Source organism: Kutzneria sp. CA-103260 (genome assembly GCF_018263855.1).
GTDB lineage: Bacteria > Actinomycetota > Actinomycetes > Mycobacteriales > Pseudonocardiaceae > Kutzneria.
The window spans coordinates 2,043,431-2,054,798 of the sequence record NZ_CP073318.1; the positions used below are offsets into that span (position 1 = coordinate 2,043,431).

The following is an 11,368-nucleotide window of genomic DNA, read 5'->3' on the forward strand; positions in this document are numbered from 1 at the left end:
GGCCGGTGACCAACGGCCCTGGCAGCGCGATTCCTGCTGCCCTGTAACGGAACTCCGAGAGATTCTATCGTCGGTGCCGGGAGCAGCCAACCGGAAGGGAAGCGACTGGCCATGGCGAACGGGCGGCAACCCGCGCGGACCGGGGTGTGAGATGGGCGTCGAGCGGGAGTCGAAGCTCGGTGCGCCACCGGAGTTCCAGCTGCCCGACCTGACCGGCGTCGTGGACGGTGCGGTCGCCGAACCGGCCCCGCAGCGGACGCTGTTCGCGCACTACTACGACAGCGCGGATCTCCGCCTGGCGCGGGCCGGCGTGACGCTGCGGTACCGGACGGGCGAGGACGCTCCCGTGTGGACGGTGAAGCTGCCGGTGTCGCTGCGGGGAAGCCTGATCGTCCGGCGCGAGTTCGACTTCGCCGGAACACCGGACGTGCTGGCGGACAAGGCGGCCGATCTGGTCCGGGCCTACCTTCGTACCGAGCGGCTCGTGGAGGTCGCCGAGGTCGACACCGACCGCCGCACGGTGGTCGTGGACGCCGGCAGCGAGCAGGTCGAGGTCGTCGACGACCTGGTGACCGGACACGACCGGGTGCACGGACCCCGCAAGTTCCGCGAGATCGAGGTCGAGTCGACGGCCGGCGGCAACGGCCTGGCCGACGCCGTGGTGGCCGCGCTGGTCGCCGCCGGCTGCGAGCCGCGGCCGCCGGCGCCGAAGCTGACCCGGGTGCTCGGCCAGCGGGCCCAACTGCCCCCCGATGTCGTGGTGCCCGCCCTGAGCCGGGACGCGGGCCTGCTTGACCTGGTCCGCCACGCGTTCGCGGTCTCCGTGGAGCGGATCGTCCGGCATGACTCCGGCGTCCGGATCGGCGAGGATGCCGAACACGTCCACCAGTTCCGGGTCGGGACCCGGCGGCTGCGGGCCGACCTGCACACCTTTGGCAGCCTGCTGGACAAGGCGTGGGTGGCCGGCCTGCGCGAAGAGCTGCACTGGCTCGCCGCCTGCGCCGGCGACGTCCGCGACCGGGACGTGCTGGCCGATCGCCTCCGGCAGGACGCCAAGCTCCTGCCGGCCGCTGACCGGGACGGCATGGCCGCGCTGTTGTCCGTGCTGGCCGACGAGACCGCGGCCGCCCGCGTCGAACTGCTCGGCGCGCTGCGCGGTCACCGCTACCTGGCGCTGCTGGACAAGCTGGTTGACGCCGTACGCGGTCCGCGGTTCACGGTGGTGGAGGCTCGCCCGGCCCGGAAGTCCGCGCCGGGCCTCGTGACGCACCCGTGGCGCCGGCTGGCCCACGCGGTGCGGTCGGCGGGCGTCGATCCGACCGACGCCGACCTGCACAAGATCCGCATTCTGGCCAAGCGCTGCCGGTACGCGGCCGAGGCGGTCGCGCCGGTCGTGGGCCGGCCGGCCCAGCGGTTCGCCGGCGCCGTGGCCGAGATCCAGACCGTGCTCGGCGACCACCAGGACACCGTCGTCGCCGAGCACTGGCTCCGCGCGGCCGCCGAGGTGACGCGCGGCGGCCGGGTCGTCGCCGGCGAGCTGATCGCCGTCGAACGGGCCGAGCGCGTCCGGCTGCGGGAGCTGTGGCCGCAGGCCTGGCACACGGCCAGTGCCCGGGAGCTTCGCGACTGGATGTGAGCGGCGATGGCTGGGACTGACGCGACCGCAAGCCCTCGGCCTACCGCTCCAGCAGGCGCCGCGCCGCGGTCAGCAGGCCGTGACCGGTGCGCGGCAGTGCCGGCCGGCCGCGGCGGTAGCGCATCGGCACGTACCGGGCGAGCGCGTGCTTGGCGGCGTGCCAGGCGGCTCCGGTCAGCACCCGGTCGTGATCCACCCGGACCAGACCCTCGGCGGTGAGCGGCGCCTCGACGAGGATGCCCTTGTCCACGGTGTCCAGCACGCAGAACGCCGTCGGCTCGAACCGGGGGGCAGCCGGCCGGCCCTCGACCCGGGCCGCGATCGCCGTGGCCACCGCCCAGCCCTGCGTCATCGCCAGGAACGACTGTTTGACCGGGAAGTCGCCGGCGTCGCCGGGCGCGTACACGCCGTCCAGGCCGGTGACGGACCGGTCTTCCGGCCGGCAGGTGAGGAATCCTCGATTGTCGGCCGGCAGCCCGTCGTGCCACATCGCCGCCGCGTGCGGCGGCATCGCGACGACGAGGTCGTGCTCCAACTTCGACCCGTCGTCGAAGCACGTGTGCGCCTCGCCGATCTCGGTGACCGCCAGCCGCGTGTCGCCGGTGATGCCCCTGGTGGCGAATTCGCCGGCCAGGACGCGGTGCAGGCCGGGGCCGAGCTGCTCGCCGTAGGCCCGCTCCGAGGTGACGAAGGTGATCCGGACCTGGTGGCGCACCTGCCGGCGCCGCAGCCAGGTGTCCAGCGTGAGTGCGATCTCGTACGCCGGCCCGGGCCACACCGTGTCCGGCGCGACCACGAACAGCACCTGCTGCGGCCGTCCGTGCCCGGCGTTGTGCGCGACCCACTGGAACCGCTCGCCGAGCTGGTGCAGCTGTCCGGCCGTGGAGATCTGGACGGCGTGCTCGGCCAGGCCGGGCACCCGCTGGGGGTGCACCCGCGCGCCGGTGGCGATCACGAGGTGGTCGTAGTGGATCGGCTGTGTCCGGTTCGTGCGCACGACCTGGAGCGCGGTGTCGAGGCTCTCCACGGCGGCCAGCCGCCAGGTTATGCCCCACCGGCCCAACGCGGCGGAGAGCGGCACGTGCAGCGGGGCCTCGGCCGCGCCGAACGGCAACCCCGCCAGGCCGGGCCGATACAGGAAATGATCCCGGTCCGCCACCACCGTCAGGTGCAGGCGAGTCGGCTTGACCATGGCGCGGAGCTGGAACGCCGTCTCCAGGCCGGCGAATCCGCCGCCCAGGACGACAACACGGTCGGCGAGCATGGTTCTCCTCTCGGGATGTCGGCGAAGGCTCACCGCGGTGGTTCCACCGGTCCGGAGTGCCGGGTGCGGGGTCAGCGTTCGGCGCGGACGACCAGCACCGGGCAGGGCGCGTGGTAGACGAGGGCCTGGCTGGTGGAACCGAGCAGCAGGCCGCCGAGTTCGGCGCGGCCCCGGCTGCCGACGACAACCAGCTGGGCGCCGCGCGCGTGGTCGAGCAGCAGCTGCCTGGCCCGGCCGCCCTCGACCACGCGGCGAACGGTCACGTCCGGGTATTTCTCGCCGTAGCCGGCGAGGCGCTCGGCCAGCTGTTCCTCCTGTCTGGTCTGCACGACTTCCCAGTCCACGATGAACTGGCGCGCGAACGCGTAGGAGTTCTCGGAGGCGAACTCGGTCCAGCCGTGCACGGCGACCAGTTCGACGCCGCGGGACGACGCCTCCTCGTACGCCCAGGCCAGCGCGCTCTCGCTGGTGGGGGTGCCGTCGACGCCGACCACGACCGGTCCGTCGGCGGTGGGCTGCTCACCGCGGACCACCACGACCGGACAGTGGGCCCGCGCGATGGTCGCGATCGCGGTGGAACCGATCAGGATGCCGGTGAAGCCGCCCAGCCCCCGCGAGCCGAGCACGACCAGCGCCGCCTGCTTCGACTCGTCCACCAGGATCGGGATCGGCGAGCCCTCGTGTAGCCCGGTCGTGACGGACAGGTCCGGGTGCAGGGCCTTGACCAGTTCGCCGGCGTCCTTGAGACAGGTGCGGCCGGACTGCCGCATCGCCTCGAAGTAGTCCCTCGCCAACCCGAACGATCCGCCGTAGGCGATGGCCGCGAAGTCCACCGCGTGCGTCAGCCGCAGCGACATGCCCCGTCGAGCCGCCTCGTCGGCCGCCCAGCGGACGGCGTCGAGCGCGGAATCGGATCCGTCCACGGCGGCCACGATGTGGCGGCCGACAACGCTGCTGGTCACTTCGTTCTCCTCGACGTCAGGGCACGAAAGCGGTGCACCTCGACGCTAGGAAGACCGGCGACCGGGGCGAAGAGAACCAGGGCCCGGCGGGCCACGGCCGAAGTGCCCTGTTCGGCGCACGCGTCCCGCCCTCATGTTAATGGCAGTTACATTGCGGCCGTCGGGCGCTGGGCGTCGCTTTCCGTCGGGCGCTGATCACGATGTTAAAATCCGCAACATGTCGCCTCGCAGCTCCGACGCCGGTGCCAAGGCCAACGCCACGCCGTCGGGCTCTTACCACCACGGTGATCTCAAGCGGGCCCTGGTCGCGGCGGCACGCGAGCTGGTGGCGGAAAAGGGGCCGCAGGGCTTCACCATGACGGAGGCCGCGAAGCGCGCCGGTGTCAGCGTGGCCGCCCCGTACCGGCATTTCGCCGACAAGGACGCGCTGCTGGCCGAGGTCGCCGAACAGGGCTTCGTCATCATGGGACAGGCGCTCGACCGGGCCTACGCGCGCGGCCGGGAGCCCCGCGACCTGGCGGTCCGGATGGCTCGTGCCTATGTGCGGTGGGCCGTGGCGAATCCCGACTACTACCGGGTCATGTTCGGCGACGCCTACGGCGTGGAGGACTTCGACGACGTCCGGCCGGCCGGACGGCAGCTGTTCGAGAAGCTGCTGGACGTCATCCAGGCCTGCCAGGCGGCCGGGGTGATCCGGCCGCAGGACCCGCGCGCGGTCGCCGGCCCGCTGTGGTCGGTCATGCACGGGATCGCGTTGCTGCAGATCGGCCGGAAGTTCCGCGCCGTCGGCATCAGGGAGTCCGCGGACTCCCTGACGACCCGCACGGTCACCGCGCTGCTGGACTCCCCGGAGATCGCGGCCGCGCGCTGACGGCGGTCCATGTCGGCCGAGTCGCCGGGGAAACCCGGGACGGGCAGAACGGTTGGCCCGCAAGGGGTTCGGGAAGTGTCGTTGTGCGGTGCGGCCCAGGGCTTTGGGCACTGCCCGGTGGGGGAGCGGCCTTCCTAGTGTCGACCGGATGGAACACGGACTGGCGGCGCCGCCCGCGGCGAAGAACGGCGAAGTCGTTCCGGTGCAGGAGCTTTCCGTCGGCGACGGGTTCGCCGCAGTGGGGTCGTCCGCCCGCGGCCTGTCCGGGGCGGAGGCCGCACGTCGGCTGACGGTCAACGGCCGCAACGAGTTGCCGAGACCCCGGCGGGCCTCGCCGGTCGCGCGGTTCGCGTGGCAGTTCACCGATCTGTTCGCGATCGTGCTGCTCGTCGCGGCGGTCGTGACCCTGTTGTCGTACCTGGTGGCCACGCCGAGAGACGTGGGCAACCTCCAGCTGTCCGCGGCGATCGCCGCGGTTGTCGTGCTCAACGCCGTGATCGGCTTCATGCAGGAGTACATGGCCGAGCGGACGGCGGAGACGTTGCAGGCCATGGTCCCGCACCGCGCGGTCGTGGTGCGGGACGGCGCCCGCGTCGAGGTGCCGGCCGTGGAACTGGTGATCGGCGACCTCGTCGTGCTGGAGGCCGGAGACGCGGTGTCGGCCGACTGCCGGGTGGTCGAGGCCCACGACCTGACGGTCAACAACATGGCGCTGACCGGGGAGAGCGACCCGGTCGGGCGGAACACCGCGCCGGCGCCGGCCGGGATGGCCCGGTTGGAGGCCCGCAACCTGGTGTGGATGGGCACGGTGGTGTCCGGCGGCACCGGCAAGGCGGTGGTCGCGGCGACCGGCGCGGCGACCGAGTTCGGCCGGATCTTCCGGCTGACGACGGACGTGCGCGCCGACCGCAGCCCGCTCCAGCGCCAGATCGCCATCATGGCCCGGCGGGTCGCGCTGGCGGCGTTCGCGCTCGGCGCGATGCTGTTCGTCGTGCGACTGCCCGCGGGGGATTCGCTCACCTCCACCTTCGTCTTCGCGTTGGGCGTGATGGTGGCGCTGGTGCCCGAGGGGTTGCCCGCGACGATGTCGGTGGCGCTGGCCATCGGGGTGCGCCGGATGGCACGACGACAGGCGCTGATCAAGAAGTTGCTCGCGGTGGAGACGCTCGGCTCGACCACGGTCATCTGCACCGACAAGACGGGCACCCTGACCCGGGCCGAGATGACCGTGCAGACGGTGTGGTCCGGCGGCCGCACGCACCGGGTCGGCGGTGTCGGCTACGCGCCCGAGGGAGAGGTCGAGGACGCGGACGAGGTTCGGGACCTGCTGAGCGCGGCGGCGCTGTGCTGTGATGCCCGGCTGCTGCCGCCCGAAGGCCGGCAGGGCTGGCGAATTCTCGGTGACACCACGGAAGGCGCGCTGCTGGTGGCCGCGGCCAAGGCCGGCGTGGACCTCGCGGCGACCCAGGCGGCGTGGCCCCGGGTCGGGGAGTTCCCGTTCGACTCGGCGCGCAAGCTGATGACCACTCTGCACCGTGTCGACGGTGGCGTCCGGGCGAACGTCAAGGGTGCGCCGCAGGAACTGCTCGCCCGGTGCTCGCACATCCGGGTCGGCGCCGAGACCGTGGTGCTCGACGACGAGCTGCGGCGGCAGGTGCTTGCCGCCAACGACGACATGGCCCGGTCGGCGCTGCGGGTGCTCGCGGTGGCGTCACGGGCGGTGAGCTCGGCCCGGGCGGACCAGGACGAAGCCGAACAGGGGCTTACCCTGCTCGGCCTCGTCGGCATGCTCGACCCGCCCCGGCCCGAGGTGGTGGCCGCCGTGCGGGCCTGCCGGCACGCCGGCATCCGGGTCGTGATGGTGACCGGCGACTACGCGCTCACGGCCGAGGCGATCGCCCGCAAGGTCGGCATCCTGCCGGCCGGCGCGGTGGTGCGGACCGTGACCGGCGTGGAGCTCGACGCCATCGACGACGTGTCGCTGCGGACGTTGCTGGCCGACTCGCCGCACGTGCTGTTCGCGCGGGTCAAGCCCGAGCACAAGATGCGTGTCGTCGGGGCGTTCAAGGATCTGGGCGAGGTCGTCGCGGTCACCGGGGACGGGGCCAACGACGCGCCCGCGCTCAAGCGCGCGGACATCGGCGTGTCCATGGGGGAGTCGGGCACGGACGTGGCCCGCGAGGCGTCGGTGATGGTGCTGCTCGACGACTCGTTCGCCTCCATCGCCGCCGCCGTCGAGCTCGGCCGGTCGGTCTACGGCAACATCCGCAAGTTCCTGATCTACCTGTTCAGCCACAACATGGGCGAGCTGGTGCCGATCCTGGTCGCCACGTTCGCCGGGTTCCCACTGGTGCCGATCACCACGCTGCAGATCCTCGCCATCGACCTCGGGGCCGACGTGCTGCCGGCGCTGGCTCTCGGCGCCGAGCCGCCGGAGCCGGGCGCCATGGACCTGCCGCCGCGCCGGCAGACCCAGACGCTGTTCTCCGGTTCGCTGGTGCGCCGTTTCCTGTTCCTGGGCGGCATCCAGGCGGTCGGGGTGACCTTCGCCTTCTTCTGGACGCTGCACGCGGCCGGCGTGCCGTTCACCGGCGCCACCGCGCAGCTGCCCGGCTACCGCGAGGCGATCACCATGACACAGGCGGCCATCGTGGTGAGCCAGCTGTTCAACGGCCTCGCGGTGCGCAGCGACCGGCACAGCATCGTCCACATCGGACTGTTCAGCAACCCGCCGCTGCTCGCCGCCCAGGGCGTCAGCATCCTGCTGATCTGCGGGATCAGCTACCTGCCGCCGCTGCAGGCGCTGTTCCACACCGCCCCGCTCTCGCTCGCCGACTGGGCCCTGCTGATCGCGCTGGGCGCGATGGTGCTGGTGGCCGACGAGATCCGCAAGTTCGTGCTGCGCCGAAGGGAGACCCCAACGTGAACGTCATCATCATCGGGTGCGGACGGGTCGGGTCGACCCTGGCGCACCAACTCCGCGCGGAGCGGCATCACGTCTGCGTGCTCGACCGCGACGCAGCCACGCGCAAGCTGTTGTCCGCCGGCTACACCGGCGACTTCCTTGTCGGCAACGGCTACAACCGGGATCTGCTGGAGCAGGCCGGGATCGGCGACGCCGACGCGGTCGTCGCGGTGACCTCCGGCGACAACACGAACATCGTCGCCGCCCGGATCGCCAAGGAGGACTACCGGGTGCCCCGAGTGGTGGCCCGCATCTACGACCCGCGCCGCGCCGACATCTACCGCGAACTCGGCATCCCGACCGTGGCCAGCGTGCGCTGGACGGCCGGCCGCATCCACCAGATGCTCGCCCACCGCTACCTCGACCCGGACGTCACCTTCGGCAACGGCGAGGTGCTGCTGGTGCGGGAGACGCTGCCCGTGTGGCTGGCCGGCCGCCCGCTGCGCGAACTCGAAGTCGACGAGCAGATCCGGGTCGTCGCCGTCACCCGCTGCGGCCACGCGTTCCTGCCGGCCGCGCACAGCCTCGCGGCCGCCGACGACACGGTCAGCTTCGCGGTGGCCATGGCCGCCCTGCCGCGGCTGCGGTCGTTCCTGGACCGGGAGCTCGGCACATGAAGATCATCATCGCTGGCCTCGGCCACCTCGGCGAGCAGGCCGGTCACCTGCTGGCAGCCGCCGGCCACCAGGTCACCGCCATCGAGCGGGACCGGGCGCGGGCCGACGCGCTCGCGGCCGACCATCTCGTCCGGCTCGTGCACGGCGACGCCTGCGAACCGGTGGTCCTGGAGTCCGCCGGCGCGCTCACCGCCGACCTGCTGCTGGCCGCGACCGGCGAGGACGAGGACAACCTGGTCATCTCGCTGCTGGCCAAGCGCCAGTTCCAGATCCACCGCACGCTCGCGCGGGTCAACGACCCGGACAACGCCTGGCTGTTCGACGGCCGCTGGGGCGTCGACGCGGCGCTGCCCGCCTCGGCCCCGCTCGTGTCGCTGATCGAGGAGGCCGCCGACATCGCCGACACCATCGGACTGGTCCGGCTGGCCAGCGCGGGCGTCACGCTGATCGAAACGAAGATCACTGTGGACTCCTTCGCCGCCGGCCGCGCGGTCGACGAGCTCGCGCTGCCGCCCAACACGGTGGTCGCCGCGGTCATCCACGACGGCGCGCTGAGCGTGCCCGGCGGGGACTACCGCTTCCGGCCGGCCGACGCCGTGCTCGTCATCACCGGCAACGCCACCGAAAGCGACATCCGAGCGGCTTTCCAGCGGGAGCCCGCCGGCTGACCCGAGGCACGCCCAATGTTGACGCCTTTAACATCGACCCGTATGTTAAAGGCATCAACATTGGCGCCGCGACGTTCCCGGTTCGCGGTCGGCGCGGAGGGATCTTCCGATGATCGAGTATCGAGCCCGCTGGGGCGTGGTGACCGGCGCGTCGTCCGGTTTCGGCGAGCTGTTCGCGCAGCGGCTGGCCGAGCGTGGCATGTCACTGGTGTTGACCGGCCGGGACCACGGCCGGTTGACGGATGTCGCCGTGCGCACCCGCCGGCTGTTCCCCGACGTCGAGATCGAGACCGCGACGGCCGACCTGGCCTCGGACGGAGGGGTCGAGCAACTGCTGTCGCAGGTCGGGGACCGGCCGGTGGAGGTGCTGGTCAACAACGCCGGGTTCGGCACCTACGGCCCGTTCACCACGGAGACTCCCGAGCGGATGCTCGATGAGGTGGCCGTCGACGTGACCGCGCTCGTCGGACTGACCCGGGCCCTGTTGCCCGGCATGGTCGAGCGCGGCTCGGGCGGCGTGCTGAACGTCGCCTCCACCATCGCCTTCCAGCCCTCGCCGTACCAGGCCGTCTACGGGGCCAGCAAGGCCTTCGTCCTGTCGTTCAGCCAGGCGCTGCGCGCGGAGGCCCGCCCGCACGGGGTCGCGGTCGTCGCGCTGTGCCCCGGCCCCACCCGCACCGGATTCGTCGCGGCGCTGGACGCGAACGTCTCGGGGACGCGGATCTATCGACGGCTGGCCGAGCCGGGGCCCGTGGTCGACCTGGGCCTGCGGGCCCTGGACCGCAACCGGTCCGTGGCGGTGTCCGGCTGGCGCAACCGGATCGGCGCCCGGATGGCCCCGATGATGCCTCGCGATGTGGCGACCGCCGTCGCCGAGAGGTTGCTGGCGCCGGCTGGTTCGGCTGCCACGCGGCCCCCGATCGACGTCACCACCGAGGTCACGATCGATGCGGACATCGACGATGTCTGGCGCGTGCTGACCACAGTGGACGAATGGCCCACCTGGTACCGCGCCTGCCGTTGGGTGCGGAGCGACGGAGCCGGCGGCGGGCCGGTGGGGCCGGGTGCCACCTTCACCTGGAAGGCGCACCCGGTCACGCTGGACAGCACCGTGCTGGCGGCCGACCCGCGACGCGTCTTCAGCTTCCGAGCCGTCGCGCGCGGCCTGTCGGCCATCCACACGGTCACTCTCCACCCCACGCCGCAGGGCGTGCGGGTCGTCAGCCACGAGACCCAGACCGGGCCGCTGCCGAGCCTGGCCAGGTGGCCGCTGGCCGCTCACCTGCGGGCGTCGAACACGGCATGGCTGCGCGATCTTGCCGGCGCCGTCGGAGGACCCGGCCACGACAGCGACGCCCGGCCGTCGCGGCTGTCGAACACGTCGGCAAGCCCGCACTGACGCGTCACGCCGGGCTGTCAGCCGGTCGCGGTCACGCCCGAGCGCACACCGGTGATCGCGATGCGTTCGACGTCGTTGATGTGTCCGCCGGTCGACACCGCGACGGTGAGCGTGCTGCCCGTCGGCGCGGAGAACGAGACGTGAGCCGTCCACGCGGCATCCTGGCCGCCGGCCGGGATGCCGCCGGCCTGCCCGATCGGCTGCTCCTGGCCGAGGCGGAACACCAGCACCCGCAGGCTCTCGTCCACGCCGGTGATCCGGCCGCCGACGGTCATCGGCGACGAGACGGTCGCGCCGTACGCGGGGGTGGTCAGCGTCAGCCCGGGCACGTCGTCGCTGCCGACGACCTCCCAGGGCGCGTCCTGGCCCGAGCCCACCTTGACCAGGTGGAGCAGGGCGGCTGTGTTCTGCCGCCCGCCCGGCGTCCGGTAGCCGACGCCGACACGCGCGTCAGTGCCGGCCACGGTCATGGCGGTGATCTGGTCGAGGCTGTGGTAGCCCAGATAGCCCTGCGTGAACGACTGGGCCGTCTGGCCGGCGTCGAGGTGCCAGGGCTGATGGCCGCCCTCGCGGTAGCTGACCTGCCAGTCCGCCGCCTCCTTCTCGTCGGCGAACGGCCACAGCAACTGGTAGCCCGAGCCGGCGGCCGGCGTCGTGGTGGTCGGCTTCGTGGCCAGCGCGGACGCCGCCGTGGTCGTCAGCGCCGTCGTCGTCGTCGCGGTCGTCGTGGGCGGGCCCGCGGTGGTGGACCGCAGCTGGGAGACGACCACGGCCGTCACCAGACCGGCCACCACGACGACCACGGCGAGGATCCACCACAGTCGCGAGCGCGGAGAGGGGCGATTCGGGTCATTCATGACATCCACCTCCTGCACACAGTTCGCCGCGCTGCCCGGCCCGTTACCGACCAGCGTCTTGACCGCCGCGTCCAGCCCGAGCGCGAGGACCCCGCCGCACCGGGGACCCTGGGCCCAGGTGCTCCTTTT

The 11,368-nt window shown here is 72.5% G+C and carries 9 protein-coding genes; 6 read left to right on the forward strand and 3 right to left on the reverse strand.

The window, feature by feature from the left end; genetic code table 11:
• Positions 1-151 precede the first annotated feature (151 nt).
• Entirely contained in the window at positions 152-1,636 is a 1,485-nt protein-coding gene (locus JJ691_RS09025; RefSeq protein WP_211768317.1) for a CYTH and CHAD domain-containing protein, read from the forward strand.
• 40 nt (positions 1,637-1,676) lie between these two features.
• On the opposite strand, the gene JJ691_RS09030 is transcribed toward JJ691_RS09025, so the two are convergent.
• Both JJ691_RS09030 and JJ691_RS09035 read right to left on the reverse strand, forming a co-directional pair.
• Entirely contained in the window at positions 1,677-2,900 is a 1,224-nt protein-coding gene (locus tag JJ691_RS09030) for an NAD(P)/FAD-dependent oxidoreductase (protein WP_211768318.1), read from the reverse strand.
• A gap of 71 nt (positions 2,901-2,971) precedes the next feature.
• A complete protein-coding gene (locus JJ691_RS09035; protein ID WP_211768319.1) occupies positions 2,972-3,862 on the reverse strand; it encodes a universal stress protein in 891 nt (296 codons plus the stop codon).
• A gap of 217 nt (positions 3,863-4,079) precedes the next feature.
• Between JJ691_RS09035 and JJ691_RS09040 the strand changes: the two genes are divergently transcribed.
• From JJ691_RS09040 to JJ691_RS09060, 5 genes are all read left to right on the forward strand, one after another.
• Positions 4,080-4,733, forward strand: a complete 654-nt coding sequence (locus JJ691_RS09040; RefSeq protein ID WP_211768320.1) for a TetR/AcrR family transcriptional regulator — start codon at positions 4,080-4,082, stop codon at positions 4,731-4,733.
• Between the two features lie 148 nt (positions 4,734-4,881).
• On the forward strand, positions 4,882-7,659 hold the full coding sequence (locus JJ691_RS09045; protein WP_211768321.1) for a cation-translocating P-type ATPase: 2,778 nt from the start codon (positions 4,882-4,884) through the stop codon (positions 7,657-7,659).
• Positions 7,656-8,315 carry a potassium channel family protein gene (locus tag JJ691_RS09050; RefSeq protein WP_211768322.1) on the forward strand — a complete coding sequence of 220 codons (660 nt, stop codon included), beginning with the start codon at positions 7,656-7,658 and terminating at the stop codon, positions 8,313-8,315. Before JJ691_RS09045 ends, JJ691_RS09050 begins: the two co-directional genes overlap by 4 nt.
• Positions 8,312-8,983, forward strand: a complete 672-nt coding sequence (locus JJ691_RS09055; RefSeq protein WP_211768323.1) for a potassium channel family protein — start codon at positions 8,312-8,314, stop codon at positions 8,981-8,983. The genes JJ691_RS09050 and JJ691_RS09055 overlap by 4 nt, the downstream gene beginning before the upstream one ends.
• Before the next feature lie 109 nt (positions 8,984-9,092).
• The gene (locus JJ691_RS09060; RefSeq protein WP_211768324.1) at positions 9,093-10,382 is read left to right on the forward strand and encodes an SDR family NAD(P)-dependent oxidoreductase; all 1,290 of its coding nucleotides are present in this window, start codon (positions 9,093-9,095) and stop codon (positions 10,380-10,382) included.
• Between the two features lie 17 nt (positions 10,383-10,399).
• On the opposite strand, the gene JJ691_RS09065 is transcribed toward JJ691_RS09060, so the two are convergent.
• A complete protein-coding gene (locus JJ691_RS09065; RefSeq protein WP_211768325.1) occupies positions 10,400-11,239 on the reverse strand; it encodes a hypothetical protein in 840 nt (279 codons plus the stop codon).
• Between the last annotated feature and the right edge of the window lie 129 nt (positions 11,240-11,368).

Coding starts and splice junctions, on each gene's coding strand:
- JJ691_RS09025 (WP_211768317.1), top strand. CDS start 152: ATGGGCGTCGAGCGGGAGTCGAAGCTCGGTGCGCCACCGGAGTTCCAG.
- JJ691_RS09065 (WP_211768325.1), bottom strand. CDS start 11,239: ATGAATGACCCGAATCGCCCCTCTCCGCGCTCGCGACTGTGGTGGATC.
- JJ691_RS09040 (WP_211768320.1), top strand. CDS start 4,080: ATGTCGCCTCGCAGCTCCGACGCCGGTGCCAAGGCCAACGCCACGCCG.
- JJ691_RS09045 (WP_211768321.1), top strand. CDS start 4,882: ATGGAACACGGACTGGCGGCGCCGCCCGCGGCGAAGAACGGCGAAGTC.
- JJ691_RS09055 (WP_211768323.1), top strand. CDS start 8,312: ATGAAGATCATCATCGCTGGCCTCGGCCACCTCGGCGAGCAGGCCGGT.
- JJ691_RS09030 (WP_211768318.1), bottom strand. CDS start 2,900: ATGCTCGCCGACCGTGTTGTCGTCCTGGGCGGCGGATTCGCCGGCCTG.
- JJ691_RS09060 (WP_211768324.1), top strand. CDS start 9,093: ATGATCGAGTATCGAGCCCGCTGGGGCGTGGTGACCGGCGCGTCGTCC.